At 39.9% G+C, this 16068-nt stretch carries 17 protein-coding genes and 3 pseudogenes; 6 read left to right on the plus strand and 14 right to left on the minus strand.

Translation table 11 applies throughout. The annotated features are described in order from the left end of the window. From AB4623_RS05535 to AB4623_RS05555, 5 genes are all read left to right on the plus strand, one after another. The coding region (locus AB4623_RS05535) for a group II intron maturase-specific domain-containing protein (RefSeq protein ID WP_372145920.1) at positions 1-889 on the plus strand (889 nt) is incomplete at its 5' end. Between the two features lie 520 nt (positions 890-1409). Further along, complete coding sequence (locus tag AB4623_RS05540) at positions 1410-2573, plus strand: hypothetical protein (RefSeq protein WP_372145922.1); 1164 nt, start codon at positions 1410-1412, stop codon at positions 2571-2573. Positions 2574-2651: 78 nt separating this feature from the next. Beyond that, positions 2652-4409 carry a hypothetical protein gene (locus tag AB4623_RS05545; RefSeq protein WP_372145923.1) on the plus strand — a complete coding sequence of 586 codons (1758 nt, stop codon included), beginning with the start codon at positions 2652-2654 and terminating at the stop codon, positions 4407-4409. Between the two features lie 102 nt (positions 4410-4511). Beyond that, entirely contained in the window at positions 4512-5345 is an 834-nt protein-coding gene (locus AB4623_RS05550; protein WP_372145924.1) for a hypothetical protein, read from the plus strand. Positions 5346-5591: 246 nt separating this feature from the next. Next, complete coding sequence (locus AB4623_RS05555; RefSeq protein ID WP_372145926.1) at positions 5592-6560, plus strand: pentapeptide repeat-containing protein; 969 nt, start codon at positions 5592-5594, stop codon at positions 6558-6560. A gap of 239 nt (positions 6561-6799) precedes the next feature. Here the strand turns inward: AB4623_RS05555 and AB4623_RS05560 are convergent. From AB4623_RS05560 to AB4623_RS05600, 9 genes and pseudogenes are all read right to left on the minus strand, one after another. Continuing rightward, a pseudogene (locus tag AB4623_RS05560) lies at positions 6800-7069 on the minus strand (hypothetical protein). Between the two features lie 183 nt (positions 7070-7252). Further along, positions 7253-7411: pseudogene (locus AB4623_RS05565) on the minus strand (helix-turn-helix domain-containing protein); the annotation flags it as partial. A gap of 193 nt (positions 7412-7604) precedes the next feature. After that, positions 7605-7898, minus strand: coding sequence for a HigA family addiction module antitoxin (locus tag AB4623_RS05570; protein WP_372145928.1), 294 nt, complete (start codon positions 7896-7898; stop codon positions 7605-7607). Positions 7899-7987: 89 nt separating this feature from the next. Next, positions 7988-8293 carry a type II toxin-antitoxin system RelE/ParE family toxin gene (locus tag AB4623_RS05575; RefSeq protein WP_029225531.1) on the minus strand — a complete coding sequence of 102 codons (306 nt, stop codon included), beginning with the start codon at positions 8291-8293 and terminating at the stop codon, positions 7988-7990. A gap of 187 nt (positions 8294-8480) precedes the next feature. Continuing rightward, the gene (locus tag AB4623_RS05580; RefSeq protein WP_069591726.1) at positions 8481-9038 is read right to left on the minus strand and encodes a recombinase family protein; all 558 of its coding nucleotides are present in this window, start codon (positions 9036-9038) and stop codon (positions 8481-8483) included. Between the two features lie 210 nt (positions 9039-9248). Beyond that, positions 9249-10790, minus strand: coding sequence for a PAS domain-containing methyl-accepting chemotaxis protein (locus tag AB4623_RS05585; protein ID WP_017100280.1), 1542 nt, complete (start codon positions 10788-10790; stop codon positions 9249-9251). A gap of 688 nt (positions 10791-11478) precedes the next feature. Then, positions 11479-11634, minus strand: a complete 156-nt coding sequence (locus AB4623_RS05590; RefSeq protein WP_158007051.1) for a hypothetical protein — start codon at positions 11632-11634, stop codon at positions 11479-11481. A 306-nt stretch (positions 11635-11940) separates the two neighbouring features. Then, entirely contained in the window at positions 11941-12219 is a 279-nt protein-coding gene (locus AB4623_RS05595) for a helix-turn-helix domain-containing protein (RefSeq protein ID WP_017102026.1), read from the minus strand. After that, positions 12216-12541 (minus strand): annotated as a pseudogene (locus AB4623_RS05600) (type II toxin-antitoxin system RelE/ParE family toxin). Before AB4623_RS05600 ends, AB4623_RS05595 begins: the two are co-directional and overlap by 4 nt. A gap of 329 nt (positions 12542-12870) precedes the next feature. Here AB4623_RS05600 and AB4623_RS05605 point away from each other — a divergent pair. Further along, the gene (locus AB4623_RS05605; protein ID WP_372145930.1) at positions 12871-13074 is read left to right on the plus strand and encodes a hypothetical protein; all 204 of its coding nucleotides are present in this window, start codon (positions 12871-12873) and stop codon (positions 13072-13074) included. A gap of 281 nt (positions 13075-13355) precedes the next feature. Here AB4623_RS05605 and AB4623_RS05610 read toward each other — a convergent pair whose 3' ends face one another. The 5 genes from AB4623_RS05610 to AB4623_RS05630 all read right to left on the minus strand — a co-directional run bounded on the left by AB4623_RS05610 (position 13356) and on the right by AB4623_RS05630 (position 15288). Further along, a complete protein-coding gene (locus AB4623_RS05610) occupies positions 13356-13640 on the minus strand; it encodes a type II toxin-antitoxin system RelE/ParE family toxin (RefSeq protein WP_017100239.1) in 285 nt (94 codons plus the stop codon). Beyond that, positions 13630-13881 carry a type II toxin-antitoxin system Phd/YefM family antitoxin gene (locus AB4623_RS05615; RefSeq protein ID WP_372145941.1) on the minus strand — a complete coding sequence of 84 codons (252 nt, stop codon included), beginning with the start codon at positions 13879-13881 and terminating at the stop codon, positions 13630-13632. The genes AB4623_RS05610 and AB4623_RS05615 overlap by 11 nt, the downstream gene beginning before the upstream one ends. Before the next feature lie 351 nt (positions 13882-14232). After that, complete coding sequence (locus AB4623_RS05620; RefSeq protein ID WP_017100241.1) at positions 14233-14436, minus strand: hypothetical protein; 204 nt, start codon at positions 14434-14436, stop codon at positions 14233-14235. 2 nt (positions 14437-14438) lie between these two features. Beyond that, positions 14439-14639 carry a helix-turn-helix domain-containing protein gene (locus AB4623_RS05625; protein ID WP_102535125.1) on the minus strand — a complete coding sequence of 67 codons (201 nt, stop codon included), beginning with the start codon at positions 14637-14639 and terminating at the stop codon, positions 14439-14441. Positions 14640-14706: 67 nt separating this feature from the next. Then, positions 14707-15288, minus strand: coding sequence for a DUF2913 family protein (locus tag AB4623_RS05630; protein WP_372145932.1), 582 nt, complete (start codon positions 15286-15288; stop codon positions 14707-14709). Positions 15289-16068: the final 780 nt, after the last annotated feature.

Raw genomic sequence — 16068 nt, forward strand, 5'->3', positions numbered from 1 at the left:
TCAATGGCTTCTTGATAACATCGTTATTGATAAGAGAATGTTGGAACAATGGCTAAAATCTGGCTTTATGGACAAAGGTCTGTTTTATCGCACCGATGAGGGAACACCGCAAGGTGGGATAATATCACCAACCTTGATGCTAATGACTCTTGCTGGACTTGAGCAGCATATTAAGTCTACGGCCCTCAAAAAGGGTAGTAGAGCCAATTTCATTGGATACGCCGACGATTTCGTCGTCACCTGCGCTTCAAAGGAAGTGTTGGAGAACGATATCAAACCGTTGATCGCTGAATTTTTAGCGGAAAGAGGCTTAACATTATCCGAAGAGAAAACGCACATTACACACATCGATAACGGCTTTAACTTTCTAGGGTTCAATCACAGAAAGTACAAAGGGAAATTGCTCATTAAACCGAGTAAATCTAACACATTGCTGTTCTTGAGCAATCTGCGCGAACTCATCAAAAAGCATGCAACAACCTCTGTAAACGATCTTATCAAACTGATAAATCCGAAATTAAGGGGTTGGGCTAATTATTATCGCCATTGCGTGGCTAAACAGGTATTCGGATATGTAGGTCATAAGCTATTTCTTGCATTATGGTACTGGGCAGTGAGGCGTCATCCGACAAAATCCAAAACTTGGGTGGCCCTTAAATACTTCGTCAACCGAAAAGGCCAATGGCATTTTCATGGTTGGCAGAAGATCATGGATATGGATTGCCAGTTCAATCTCTTCCAAATAGCCAAAGTACCGATCGAGAGACATGTAAAAATCCGAAGTGCAGCGACACCATATGACCCTCAACACCAAGAATACTTGGCTAAGAGAAAGTCAAAAAGGCAAGCTCGCAACTCTTGGAAGGAGCCTACTCTCGCTGCTTTATAAGTTGCTGGGTATCAAACGATGCCTTCGTGAAGGCTTGAGCCTAGTGCAGTGAAAGTTGCACGCTGGGTTCTTAGGGGGACGGCACTTGGTAACAAGTGTCGTCTACCCGACCACTGTCTTTCAGTAAAAAATATCAACAAACCGAAATGGATTACAAATGGCTAACTTTACCTAATCCGATTCTCATTCGAATTATGTTGTATATTAACAGGAAAAACGATTTGTAAGGAAGTTTGTAACCTCACAGAGATAACCGTACACGCGATGACATGTTTATCTCAATTATGATTTTAACTATATGAAATAATGAATATTTTTTTATTCTGAATGCATAAGCGATCTGTTTGACGCGTAATGCTCGCTTTTTACAGCGCAAATCTGAATGATTATTATCATCTATGTAATGTAAGTTATTGATTAAAAGGGATATTGATATGCTATGCTTCCAATAAATAATATGGGTTGCGGTGTGTTAAATAGGTATCTGTTTAATACCCTGTTAAGTACTTAAGGGGTGAGTTTGAAAATTACCGATTTCTTTCCAGAACAAGGACAAGTTCAGAGACTTTATTGTGATGAATGCCAAGGTCATTTAGATCTTGTTTTTGCTGATTTCCATGAGTTGGTTACAGGCGTGGACATAGAAATTAAGGGGCTTCCGATGCTGCACTGCGGATCATGTGATAAAAGCTTCTTCCCTGATGATTCTAGGTTCTCAGTGATCCATTTGCATGAGCAGGCATTTAAAAAGTCTAGTAACAATGTGACGGTTACACGTAATAAAACAAACCAAGATTTCGGTTTTGGTGTTGTTCCATTCATTTACGATTCAGACGATTATAAATATATACCCGGACTAAAGCGGCCCTGGGATGAAGGTTTTCTTACACCAGTATTTTTTAATAAAGAAGTTCTTTTAAAATACGATTCTTCGCCAACTTATCGATTGAGTTTTGCTTCTACTACATATGGAGAGATACTGAGTGGCGATGATTTTTCAATGCCATTTGGCATTAATAAAAATGGTAAGGTCGTTATGTGGCTAGGTGATATTGCTCGCCTTCCAGATGCTGAACAATATTATCTACGTTCTGAAAACATCGAGTCAGATCATTCCATAGGTTCTGAATTTTACGATGGGCAAATAGAATGTATTTTTACTGACCTATCCAAAGAAGGTGCGTTGTTTAAAAGTCGCTCAATATTTCTTGAAGCGTGCTTCAACAAGTTTGGTATAAAAATAGCTCATCTAGACAGTGAGGTGTTTGATCTTTCAGTGTCTTTTAACACACCTGTCGTGGATACAGAAAAAGAACGACGACACGTAGCGGACACTCTTAATAAGATATATCTTGAGTCATTTGATAACAAAGCATTGGGTGATGTAATTTCGAAATTAGGTGGAGATCCCAAAAACCTTGGCAGTATCAAACGACTGCAAAAAGTGATTGAACTTAGCTGTTCTGATGTGGATATATTTGCTCTGATGTCTCCTTTCTACATTCTCTATGATTTGCGCGTAGTTTACTCTCATATTGGATCAAAAGAGAGTGAACAAGAAAAGTTAGATTTTGTAATTGAGCGCCTTGATCTTGGTGCAAACTCCGGCCTCATGGAAATTTATCCGTCACTTGTTGAGAAATTGGGTGAATCATATGAAAGGCTAACGGAACTTCTTAAGTAAATTATGCATAGGTCGCACTTAACAGACGCGTTAGAGTTAAGGCTTCAACTCGAAATTATCCAAAGGAAATGACGATTAATGAATCAAGATTGGATTCTTCAAAAGAAAGAAACACGCCGGACTTTTTCAAAATCAACTTGGGTCCCTTTAAGAGCATCCATTAAGGATGAAAAAGGAGATTGTAAGTATACTGGGCATGTTAGCGAGTACTTTGGTTGTGGTTCTGTAGCATTTACTCCAGAGCACAGAGAAATAGCAGAGAAAATTAGTTGGAGTGATATTGGTATTGGGTGTACTCCCCAACCATACGCCTACGAAGATGGATATTATTCTACAATTGAACAGTACCAATGGAATGACAAAGAACCAATCGGAATTCACCTCGTTTTTGAGCATCCACAACCTGTGGTTGGAGGAACCTTATGGATATTAAATCCTGACTTGGTTGTAGCGCTTCGACTTATAAAAGAGGGAAATAACTGGGTAAGACCAGAAGAAAACTTTGTAATCGTAGCTCGGGAGATTCTCGATGACAAAGGAGATCAGCGCCAGATCGAAATAAAGAGAGAGTTTCTTCTGGACTATTTAGCGGCTAGAAACTTGTCTCTAAAGCTATCGTACTATCGGCAAAGAGTGGAAAACGTACTAACACTTGAAAATAGCGAATACACCGGCATGGAAGACCATCAAGAAGAGAGAGATGGCGGCCGATATGAGCTGCTTGTTCGCAATTTGAATGATGTCTTTGGTGGTAGTTGGGCAATGTTTCGTACTTGGCGTACAGATGTAGATGAAGAGGAAGACGCTCCTGTAATGGGGTCAGAAACAAACGACAATACTGATTATGAAAAAGCTGAAGGAAACAGGTCCGGTTATGTTGGTGTACGTGTGGAAGGCGAATTTTGGCGAGATGAGTGGATTGCTCACCAAGGTACAAGTAAGCGCGTTAGAGGGGACGCAGATACGAACCTACCTCAATTCATAGTTGAAACTGATAGTACACGCCTCGCGTCATCGGAGTTAAACAATGAAGACGTTGGAAGATGGCTATGGTTTCGTTCAAGTGTTGTAACTGAACTATTGGGACTTCGAGGCTTCTCACTTGAATGGTATACAGCCGACACAGGTTCTATTCATTCAACTTCCGGTTATAGGATCCATTTTGGAGTAAACTCAGAGGATTTCATTACAGTATATGCTTTTGACATCGCTCGTCTCTCCTCATGGGAGCAGCATTTATGGGCAGCCCATAATGTAGTCCCAGAGGGTAAGGTTGCCAGTGAGTTGTTAGATTCTCAAGTAAAAGCTCAACCAGCACCCACACATGCAGTAGAGGAGTTACTTTTCGAAGTAATGAGCATGCTTGAGAATGGGTTTAAACAAGAGTTTAATGTTTCTCTTTTCTCACATGATGTAGACCGTATCGAAGCCTTAAAGAAAATATCTAGATTCGAAAGTAAAGATCAGGCGTCATTGCTGAGGCTAGCAAAAGAAATTGTACGCGTTTTCTCTGATCGGCTTAATGTCAAAGAGTTGCGTGCGTTATCAACGCATGCGAATAAGGACAAACTTGGCTCAAACAAACTACTGCAAGACATACTATCCCAGAAAGTGGGTGATGATACTGCTCGTAAAGTCTTTGGGCCAATTGTAGGTGCTTATGATATGCGAGTTGGTGATGCACACCCGACAAGTTCAAAGATCGGAGATGCCTTAGATCTTGCTGGAATTGACCGCGAAAATTCGTTTTTAAGGCAGGGGCAACAATTGATTTCCAATGTTGGGCAGTCAATTTGGTGGATTGGTAAGATGGTGTTTGAAAAGCCTAAAAAATGATAAGTATCGCAAATTGGCATAGCAAGGCGCTATTGTCGGACAAATTTTCCGCTGCGAACCAAATTTGCCGCATATCGCAGCGCTAAGTTTTATAGAGTAAGTATGAAGTTAAAAAAATTATTATCGTTAGATTTCATGAAAGACTTAGAGTCTTTGTTAGAAACTGATTTTGAAAAACAGTTATATGTTTCAAGCCTACGAAATTATGCATCCCACGGTAATCCTCTGAGGTTTCATAACTTTGCTTTTTCGATGAGAGAGTTGGTACTACACGTAATCAAACGTAAAGCGCCGCCGAATCAGGTTAAGAAAACGACATGGTATGAAGTTGAAAGTACTGTTCATCCAGTGACTCGTCGGCAGCAACTAAAATATTGTGCCCAGAGAAATATATCTGACGAATATTTAAAAGACGACTTGGACATTTTAAATGAGTCGATAGAGGAGTTCTTATCTGAGTTCCGCTTTTTTAATAAATATACCCATATTAGTGAAAAGTATTTTACAGCTTGCCCTAAGAAATTCTTCCAAGATGCCAAATATGTTGTTGGGTTAGCAGTTAGCTCTTTGAGCCAACTAGAAGATATTGAGATAATCGTAATTGATGCGGTGGAAAGCAAAGTTCACGATGCTGTTATTTCCACAGCAGTATCAGCTATCCCTGATAGTTTATCTATCTTAGCAAATCATGTTTATGTGGAATATACCGAGGTGGAAGAGATTGAGTGCTTGGGTATTGATGATCGCTACATTCGAATGAGAGCCAAGGGTAACGTATATGTAACTCAAGAGTATGGTCCCAAAAATGATATCTGCACCATGGAAGAGAGTTACCCGTTCACTCTTGATATGAAATCACATGTAGAAAATCCCGAAGACTTTACCGTCGAGGCTGAAGAACTCTCTGTCGATACTTCAGAGTGGTACGGAGAATAAAACTTAACACATATGAGCCTTTCTCAAGTCAATAGGCATTATCATTCTTGTGGCTGCGTTAGGCAGCCATTGTTCTCGAACAACAAAGTCGTCTACTTCATCTTCCTCAACTTATCCTAACCATACGTTTGGCGCAGAAACTCTAAGCCGCTGTTGTGTCCTATTGAATAACTGGTAATCATTAGTGATTTTTAATGTATGTCAGATTATGATATTCGACACTTAAAATAACTAGGTAACATTGGCATGTCGATTAAAAAAATACTTCAGCTAAGTCAAAAGCACCCAATCATTACGATGGTGTTGATTGGGGGGATTACAGCTATATTCATAGTTGGGATTACCGCATACTGGCCAGCTGTAAGTACTACTATTATGCCAAACACAGTCCTAGGCCTATACAACCGAGACTTTTGGGAAAACTTCTTAGTTGAGGCTCATGGTTTCCTACTTGATTTTATCATGTTTGGTGTATTGGTTTTTAGTTTGGACAGGCTTCGTATTTCAAGAGAGGTTAATGAAAAACAAGAGCGACGAAAACGTGAAGAAATAGAAAGAATGGAAGAAGAGCTTTCTGACTATGCTGCTCTAGACATGCCAGAGGTTAACTTGAGAAAAGTTGGTAATATCAAACGACTAGTGCGCAGCGGTGTCAGTGAGTTTAATGTGTCGGAGTTGAGAATTAATGGCTGCCAAATAAAGGATATTGAGTTCTCTCAAGGGTCACGCTTGATAGGAATGCAGCTACAGGACGGTGTTATGAATGCACTTAAGTTCAATCAAGTTTGCATGAAATCATCTTTCTTCAATAATAGTAATTTGAAAGCGTGTTCGTGGGTAGATTGTGATATCAGGAAAATAGTTATTAGGGATTGTAAAGCGAAAGGTGCATCATTCATAAATTGCAATTTGACTGGAGCAGATTTCAGAAATGCAGATCTTACAGGTGCTACATTTACAGACTCAGAAATGAAAAACATTAAATTTAAAGGGGCGCGATTAAATCGAGCTGACTTAAGGGGAGCTAGTGGCTTAGATGTCAATTCTTTATCTGAGGCATCATCACTTGACTACATTTTAGTAGACGGTGAAATACTTGAAAAATTGAAAGCTCTAAAGCCGAATATGAAAACATCAGGCCAGAGGGGAATCGAACCCCAACACCAACAGATAGACTGTACGGCTGACACCATCTTGGCTTCCGATAATACATAATAATACCAAGGATTGAGTTATATTGGCAATGTTAGGTTAATCATCTTTAGTAGAACCCTCGACTAAAGGGGCTACTGTTAATTTCATTTACTTTGTTGAGGTGTTTTTAAGCCTGTAGTGGATAAGTGAATTTGGCCAAAAGGCTAGAGGTTTTACAATACCCAAAGTAATCCGTGAAAAGCTAATTTAGCAAAATCACTGACAAACTTTTGTCCAAAAATGAGTTTCAGAAGCATCGTTTAATCAAGCCAGGTGAGTGCCTTATCAAACCCCTCTGGCGTTATATTGATGTACCAATCTAGCTCCACTTTTTTGCGCATGACCAGTCCACACTCTTCAAGAGCTTTACATGAAACTCGGAAGTTGTTCGGGTGAATATCTCTCCCAAGCACTTGATTGACGGCCAGGTTGATGACGGTTGACTTACCTTATTTTACTCCTTTGATGAACGCCTTGGCCAAACATCTTAAGACCTCTTTCTGAACTTGGCTCATTATTGCTTTTTTCATTCTCTCTGCCTCTTAATCATTGCAACAATAATTAAATTAAAATTCTGAAAATTTATTTATTTTATCAAGGGTAGGTTCGTGCTGGCTGCTATATGCTTGCATGTAGAGTCAGTATGAAGCCGACAGAACGAAGCAACGTCAGTCAGCTCTTTACTCATTTAAAGAACAGCTTTATTCGCGATTCTAAAGAGAGATATTTTTTCCTAAAACCTTATAGACCGTAGTCCTACTGCACTCTAACTCTTTACTGATCGCATGCTTGTTCATTCCTCGGTCTGCAAGCTCTTGAGTACGCGTATGAAGCGTCTTATTAGGAAATCGGCCAAGATGCCGTCCTTCAGAGGGATTTAGAAGAAGAAAGTGAGTGATTTTTGCGATCTCGTAGCTATTAGAGAAAGGAAGTGTGCAAAAACCACTCAAAAGTTGGCTATAACATATTGTGCATTAAACACAAAAACGACTCCTTATTGAGAGCCGTTTTTATTGGGATTCTACTTTTACTATTTGGTGTTCTTTATATTTTTCTCATTAACAATTAAGCTTGTGTTTTAAATGGGATAATTGGTGTTTCTATTTCCATGCTTTCAGCTTCCCAAGTATCTAATTTAGCTTGCATCATAATCCAAATGCCAACGCCAGTTCCGGTCGTTTCTGCTAGGCGTCTAGCCATTGCATGTGAGCATTTGGCTTTACCGTTAACAAATTCACTTAGTGCTTTTCTTGTTACACCTAAGTTCACTGCTGCTCCGGTAATTGATATTCCTCTTTCATCCAAAATAGTGTGTTTAAAAAACTTACCTGGATGTGATGGTTTTCTCGTCATTCTCATTTCTACTCTCCTAAAGCCTACCTTGTATGTAACGAGATAGACTAAGGTCACATATATCGTGACCCGTAACCTAATCTTTTATTAGGCAGCTATCGGGCTTTTATTTTTTTCCCGTGATAATCGATATAATCAAGAAATTCAGCGCCTTCATCTTGTATTTGAAAAGTTATTCGCCAATTTCCATTAACTTTTATACTGTAAACCCCTTTACCAGAACCTTTCTTTTCAGAAAATTTATCTCTATAAATTGCTTTCAGATCTTTAGGGTGGTGTGAAGCATCGACAGCATCCAGTATAAACGCAATGCTATCGATGTGATTTGGGTTTAAGCCACTTTCGTTTCCGTCATAGTAAAATTGCTTAAGCCCTTTATGCGAAAAATTTTTGATAGCCAAAATGAGATCCTCCATAGGCAGTTGTTAAATATTTTCATTAAGCTAATGATATCCATTTGATATTCCTTTTTAATTTTTTTTGTTATCAAAGAACTCGTACCTAGCTATTGAATATATTTTGCCTACGCAGTTCACATAGAGGTCGGTATTTGCAACCTTTACAATGTAACCCGTAACGTAACAGGTGTCAATCATTTATCTTTACACCTTCTAGAACTTTATAAACAGTAGTTCGACTGCATTCTAACTTTTTACTGATCGCATGTTTATTCATACCTTGCTCTGTAAGGTCTTGAATGCGTTGATGAAGACTCTTATCAGGAAATCGCCCGAGGTGCCTACCTTCAGAGCGTGCACGCTCCCTTCCCTCATTACAGCGCTGTAAGATTCGTTTTCTTTCCATTTCAGCAAACGCCGATATGGTCGTGTAAATAACTCGACCTACATCGCTATTGATATCTAAATCCCCCAAGTCATGAAACACCAAACCCGCTTTCTTTTGCGCTAGTTGATCGGCAATTTGCAAAGCATCGATGGTATTTCGAGCAATGCGGTCGACTTTGGTAACATGAATAACATCTCCCTCCCTTGCAAAATCCAGCAACAGGTTAAGCTGTTCTCTATCAGAGGATTTACCGCTCGCTTGCTCTTGGTAAATTTTTTCACAACCAAGACGTTTAAGTTGTTCAAGTTGAACATCGAGCGTTTGGTCTTGGGTGCTAACACGAGCATAACCAATTTTCATGGAATGAACCTTAAAGTGAACTTAAAGATATTGATACACAAGTGTACATGTTCACTTTAAATTATAAAGATTAACTGAACAGTTATTAAATGATTGTGAGCAATGTCCATAAAGTTACTAGCCCAGCGATGAACAATGGCTAAAAGCAGCCAACGAAAAGCTCTACAACGCTCTGACATGCGGTAGTTGCAGCTCTTGCTTAGTTAAGACTTACTGAAATTGCTTCATCAAACGTTGTAATGCTTTTATTCGATCAACCAATACGCCCGTGCGTTCGATTGATGTTTGAGAGGTCGCTGAAGTTTCGTTTGCTAGTGCTTTGATGTTTGAAACGTTACGATTTACTTCCTGAGTTACTATCGCTTGTTGGTCAACCGCTGTGGCGATTTGCATGCTACTGTCTGAAACCATGTTTAGCTTATCAGAAATAGCTTGTAAGACATTACCACTCTCATTTGCTTGCTCTTTGCATCGAACTGACAACTCACCACCTTTCTCCATTGAATTAACGGCACGGTTTGCTGTTTGCTGAAGCTGTGCAATCATAGAGTGAATTTCATTCGCAGACTCGCCTGTTTTCGAAGCTAGGTTCCGTACCTCATCGGCAACAACTGCGAAACCACGACCAGCTTCACCAGCACGGGCTGCCTCAATTGCAGCATTTAGAGCAAGAAGATTGGTTTGCTCTGAAATAGTTGTAATTAGCTTAAGAATCGTTTCAATTTGTTGGCTGTCTTGTGCAAGTTGGGTGATGATAGAACGAGTCTGTGCCAGTTCATGGGTTAATGAGTTGATCTCATTAATTGTGCTCTTAATACTTCGAAGTCCTTCTTTTGATTCATTATCTGCTTCCTCAGCTAGTTTGGAGGCATTGCCCGCTGATTTGGCCACATCATCAATCGAATGGCTAAGTTCTTCAATAGCAGTAGCTACTTGTTCAGTTTCATGGCATTGGCGGTCGAGGCTTTGTCCTACGGATTGAATGGTGCCGAGCTCGTCTTCAGCAGAAAGTAAGATATCACCTGAAGTTTCTGTTGCTCTGGCACAGACCGCGCGAAGTTCAGCACTTTTCATCATTAGTGCTAATTCAAGGCGCGAGTAATCATCAAAGTGATCTGCGTATAGCATTTCCATCAGGGGGTTGTCATAGATCGACTTTGCCAACTCTTTAGCGATGTTGAAGCGGTGTCTCTGTATAAACACCAGTGACATTAAAATCGTACTGATAAGCGCTATCGATAAGGCAGGAATGGTCGGTTGTATCGTCGCTGATGCTATAGAAATAAGAGCGAGAATGGTACTAAAGGCAGCTGCAATATTGTGAAACGCGACTCTTGGCTTAACTTTATAAGCGCCAGTATTTATTTTTTGATAGAGCTTGGTTGCTCGATCGGTCTGCGCTTCGGTAGGCTTAGTTCGAACAGATTGATACTCAATTGTAGAGCCATCTACACCTTTGATAGGGGTGACGAAAGCAGATACCCAATAGTGCTTTTCTCCCTTACATTGATTTTTTACTAGTCCCATCCAGCTTTTGCCAGATTGAAGATAGTCCCACATCTGTCTAAATGCCGCTTTTGGCATATCTTTGTGGCGTACCAAATTGTGAGGGTTGGCAATCAGTTCTTCTTCACCATATCCAGCTATATCGCAAAACTCCTGGTTAGCATAAGTTATGTAGCTTTTAGGATCGGTGGTTGATATTAAATTTGCTGATTCTGGATAGTCATTGTTGAGCTGTTTGTCGTTCACTATTAACGGGTCTCTCTATTTCTTATATCTAGAACATCTGCGTCATCGAAATATATGTCTTTACCATTCGATGCTTGCTATATTCATAACTTATAAGCATTTATGCTACGCTATACATAAGTGTTTGAAATATGATGTAGATCAAATAGTAGACTTATTTATAAAAAGCTTAATGAATCACCTCAAAACTGTCGGCAAGCGGACAGATGGTAGCGACTAAAAGATAGTCGTACCGAGCACTAAGGAAGTTTGGCAAAGAGAGAATAAACTAAGAACAAAATCTGAAATTGAAGCATGGATTAGATTCCTCATTCTCGCGAAGGGAAAGCCTCCGAAGCTACTAGATCCAATGAAATAGTATTTACTCTAGCTTGCTTTGTGGCATTTTCGAGCTAGAAAATGCCATGTGTTAAAATTCAGATTGTGACGTTTTTGGATATTTCTGTGTCAGTGATTTTGCTAAATTAGCAACTCATGAATAACTACAGGTATGGAAAGTCATTGACTTGGTGCCCAGCGTGAATAGACCAGTTCAAGGCGCAATGCCCCTCTTTACTTAATAAAGTGGCTTCGGGCTTGTTCAACACTAGGGATTTAGGGTTGGCTGCGCAACACTTTAATCCTTATTTGTTAGCGGTTTTGTCGCAAATCTAGTTAGAGGCGTGACAGACCAACTCTACAGATACAATTATATTACGAGTGCGTAGAATCTCTCAAAGGCCATCTGACCTTCAACATCTATCTGCTCTTGTTTATACATCGTCCACACTTCTCGTCCATGCAAACTTGCCAAGGCTCCTTCCATTGACTTCCAACCTAGTGCTTGACGTGTTTTCTGCTTCACCCATACGCCACGAGTCAGACACCGGCTTCTTTCTACGCCTCCCTCTATGCTCCAATACTGGTGTAAATTTGATAACCCAACGATTAATAGTAGCGTGATCCACAACGACTCCGCGCTCTAATTGTATCTCTTCAATTTCACGATAACTGAGTTTATAGGCGAGATAATAACGTACGGTTTCGAGAATAACTTCAGAGGGAAAGTGGCAGCCTTTAAACATTAAGAATCAGTATCATGAATAGAAATTAAGCAAATCTTAACTTAAAGGCTCAAAGTTTGCGACAGAACCGAGATTTGATATAACGTCTAAGCGTGTGTGAAGCCAAAGTCTAATTGGCAACCACACGCCTTAGCGTATTTCATTAATGTTTTAATAGTGGGGTTTCCTGTTCCCTTTTCGAGCCTAGAAACATTAGATTCTTTAGTACCCATGCGCTCTGCTACTTCTTGCTGGGTTAGCCCCGAAGACTCACGCATAGAAAGGAGAGTATTGATAAACTTAAACTCTGGCTCAAGCGCGTCATACTCTGCTTTCACTTTGGGGTTCGATAACGCTTTTTTCTTTAGAGATTGTAAGCTACTCATTTTTTAACCTCTTTCATTCTTACTTTGGCTAAAGTTATGTCTTTCTTAGGTGTTTTCTGGCTCTTTTTAACAAAAGCATGAAGCACGTTGATATTTTTACCTTCTAAATAACAGAACAGGCCACGACCAATACAATACCCTCTTGAGCTTTCGCTCGAATCTCAAACAGTCCATCACCCATTGATTTTGTGTGGGGTTCTCCAAGGTTTGCCCCATGTCCCTCCATAAGTTCAAGCAGCTTTAACATTCTTGCTTGCACCTTAGGCGGCCTATCTAAAATAGCTTCTTCGACACCATCATAAAGTTGAAGGTTCCAACTCATCGTTGTGTACCTACGTTTATTATTATAGTTAGGTGAGCTTATCATATATGATAAGCTCACCTATATCAAAAAGCCACATCAGCAATGGCTAATATACATACTGTATTCGTCTCTATCAGCCTCAATGTAGTTTCGAGAGACTTGTTACCTAACATGAAATGAGAACCTCAAACAAACGCTATCGAAAAGGACTCACGATAGAGCAACACATTGAACGACTAACCCAATTCAAATTCCTATCTAAACGCGGGGTCAAAATCATGCTTTCAGGGTATCCGGCCGAATTATACGACTCGCTATTAACGGACTGGCGGACGTATGAGTTTAACGTGATGACACGGGGTGGTGTGAGACGAGAAAAATTGTGGATGAATTACGAAGCCGATAGTTTGCACTGGTCAGCTTATGCAGGGGTTAACTTTACCGACCGACTACGCATTAAACGAAAAGCCCAACGATGGGCTAAAAACTACCAAGCGTTAGAGCCAAAAGAAAGACTAGCAGCGTTGGCCGCTATGATGGAAGTAGAATAGACAGATTTAACTGTGTTGGCCACAGTGCAAAAGTTAGGAAAAAACGCTCCTTTCACTTAAGAGCAGGTAAATGACACACTCTTTGAATGACTCACTTTAGTTTCTCTCAAGATATTCAACCAACTTGACGTACTCTTCTATGGTGAATGGTTCTGACGAATTTAAAACGGTTCGCCTAATGAGCTCCTTGGTCATGTTAAGAGAGCAATTGAGATATTGTTGGGTGACAAAGATCAGTTTCGAAAAAGACGGATTATTGATCACCAACGAATTTTCCCTCTCTACAATCGCTTTGCTGCAATCTTATAAACTTGATTACGCTCACGCTTACCAACTGCCACTACAGAAACAATCACTTCTTGATCTCTCACCTGATAAACAAGTCGATATCCCGCACTTCTCAGTTTTATCTTGTAACAGTCTTGCATGCTGCTTAACTTTGCCGATGACACATATGGATTTTCTAGACGTTCAATCAGCTTCTTTTTAAACTGAGATCTAATGGTGCTATCCAACTTGTACCACTCTTTCTCAGCCTCAACCTTGAAAACTAACTTATAAGTCATCGATGCTGATCTCTATTTCTTCTGAATGTTTACGCTCTTTAACTATCTGAGTAAGCTCAATATCTTCCAGTTTATCCATGAGCATTTCATAAGCATCAGCAGGAACGCAGTAAAATGCAGGTTGATTGCGATTCAATACTGCAACGGGAAACCCATCGGCTTGTTCAATGACTGCCATAGGGTTTTTTTTCAGCTCGCTAATACTAGTTGAGTTGTCAGCGAGAATGGGACGAACAGTTATCATAACTTAATCCTTAATGACCATTTAACAATACCAACAATAAGTCTTTAAGGTTATAAAGTCAAAAAAGATCTGTTAACAGGTCTCAAAAACACACTCGTTATTGTCGATGAGTATAGGCAGGGCATGTGTGCAAATTCCTATTTACACGAAGATACACACACGCTAACGGTGGAAAGCGTAGAAATCAATGTTCTAGATACTGGTGCTACTAGGTTTGGGGGAAAACGGATAAAGCACAAGATCTTGAAAAACACGGTCAGTATGTGCTGGCGACAAGTTATCGTAGCCAAGAAATATCTGTCTATTTTTATGAACTTCGACCATACAATAAGCTTGTCGCTAACAATCTCAAGTATTGATATTAACCCACGACCCGTTAACTTTTTTGGCAACAAGAATGCCCGCTACATCAAATACCTGAATAAGAATTGATTCATTATTTTGAGCGGCATTAGACGCCGACGTTTTTACACCTTTCATTCCTTTCATATAGCCACTGTACTCGTTGAGTATAACATCACCAATAGAAAGCTTAACGTTATAAAAAGCCATATCTACATCTCCTTACGGGACGAATTGAGGTGTAAATCCCTTCTCGATTGCAGAAGCCGCTCATATTTAGCACTCAATGTTCCCCTGTTCATTCCCAAGAACCTTGCGGCTTTGGTTATATTTCCTCTCGTATGTATAACCGTCTCGTCAATAAGAAGCTCCTCAACGACTTTCATCACGTAGCTTAAGTCATGTGTAGCCATTGTAGAGCCTACCTCTACTAACTGAGCTTGGATTAACTCTCTAATTTTTGGTTGATCTATCAAGTGACTATTCCTTCCTATGCAGCAACAAATGAATCACTTCATGCTCATCAACAATATCGACTTCGACGCGATAAGTGCCTTTGCTTTGTACTGAATCAATCAAAGCTTTTAATCGGTGAGTTTTCACGGTCATTGCCAGTGGTTTGATTTGAATATTTTCAGCATCAAATCCTTTTTCGATTTCTTCCTGCGTCATATATAGGGTATCCACTTCCATTGCTTCATTCGTGTTTTCTAGCATAGAGGGAAATTGGTGTTGTTCAAAAATATCGGTCAGCATGATGTAAAGCTCATCAGCCTGCGAAAAACGGGCTTGATAGCTCAAATTAACGTCATTCATCTCCCACAACCTTTGTTCAAGGTTGCCGCCGGCATGTCGACCAATACTCAGCATCGTTTTAATTTCTTTTCTACAGTTCGCAAATTGGGTCTGTTTAACTTTAGGTTTGATGAACTTCACCAAATATTCATTTCTTTTTTTTACTGTCCAGTACCCACCATCGTTTTTAATCGAACAATACAAAGCAAGAAGCGCGTTGGTCACGAGTTCATTGAAGGCTTGGAAATATTTCAGCTTACGACTCATATTTATACTTAGAGGTTGAGAATAGAGTAATGTTATCAGAAACCTGTTAGCCCTTACAGAATCTGGCTAGAGAGCAAACTATGGCCTGACTGCTGAAATGGTGAATGGTTCTGACAAATTTAAAACGGTTCGCTTAATGAGATCATTGGTGATGTTAAGAGAGCAATTGAGATATTGTTGGGTGACAAAGATCAGTTTCGAAAAAAACGGATTATTGTTCACTAATGGCTTTCTCCCTTTCACTCGAACTTCAGAACGCTCGACCACGTGATCACCCTCTCCGTCCTCGGTACACACCCATTCATTTATATTCAAGTTCAAATCCAATAAGATAGATTTGTGCTGGTTGCTATATGCTTGCATGTAGAGACAGTGCAAAGCCGACAAGCAATCGCGCGTCAGTTTTTACATTCAACGGCAAATTCAAAGTTTAAACGCATAGGTCCAATTAAGCTCCATTATTTTTTCCAGTCACGCCATAAACTTAATGTTTAACTGACTATAACTGTCTGATTAATTGTTTAACTATTTTCATCTAATCATTCCTTGGTTTCCCTATCGAGAGCACCAAAAAGATTTCAGCTTACTTGATATTACTCTCGTCATGAGAGCGTCTAGCTCGCTAGCAAGATCTCGGAAATAAGCCGCCCATAATTTAGTCTGCTTTTTAGACAACTTCACCTCAGCAAGTAACTCATCAATTGAAAACTTTCGCTCTGGGATATCAGGAGAAAGATAAAGAGTCAGCTTTCCCACCTTAGTCATTTCTAGATGGGGAGC

This window comes from Vibrio sp. 10N.222.52.C12 (assembly GCF_041474215.1).
In the GTDB taxonomy this organism is placed as follows: domain Bacteria; phylum Pseudomonadota; class Gammaproteobacteria; order Enterobacterales; family Vibrionaceae; genus Vibrio; species Vibrio crassostreae_C.

Bases quoted from the DNA above. Each gene is read 5' to 3' on its own strand.
- AB4623_RS05610 (WP_017100239.1), bottom strand. From the start codon at position 13,640: ATGACTTATAAGTTAGTTTTCAAGGTTGAGGCTGAGAAAGAGTGGTAC.
- AB4623_RS05570 (WP_372145928.1), bottom strand. From the start codon at position 7,898: ATGAGAATGACGAGAAAACCATCACATCCAGGTAAGTTTTTTAAACAC.
- AB4623_RS05555 (WP_372145926.1), top strand. From the start codon at position 5,592: ATGTCGATTAAAAAAATACTTCAGCTAAGTCAAAAGCACCCAATCATT.
- AB4623_RS05545 (WP_372145923.1), top strand. From the start codon at position 2,652: ATGAATCAAGATTGGATTCTTCAAAAGAAAGAAACACGCCGGACTTTT.
- AB4623_RS05625 (WP_102535125.1), bottom strand. From the start codon at position 14,639: ATGGCTACACATGACTTAAGCTACGTGATGAAAGTCGTTGAGGAGCTT.
- AB4623_RS05550 (WP_372145924.1), top strand. From the start codon at position 4,512: ATGAAGTTAAAAAAATTATTATCGTTAGATTTCATGAAAGACTTAGAG.
- AB4623_RS05580 (WP_069591726.1), bottom strand. From the start codon at position 9,038: ATGAAAATTGGTTATGCTCGTGTTAGCACCCAAGACCAAACGCTCGAT.
- AB4623_RS05595 (WP_017102026.1), bottom strand. From the start codon at position 12,219: ATGAGTAGCTTACAATCTCTAAAGAAAAAAGCGTTATCGAACCCCAAA.
- AB4623_RS05620 (WP_017100241.1), bottom strand. From the start codon at position 14,436: ATGGCTTTTTATAACGTTAAGCTTTCTATTGGTGATGTTATACTCAAC.
- AB4623_RS05630 (WP_372145932.1), bottom strand. From the start codon at position 15,288: ATGAGTCGTAAGCTGAAATATTTCCAAGCCTTCAATGAACTCGTGACC.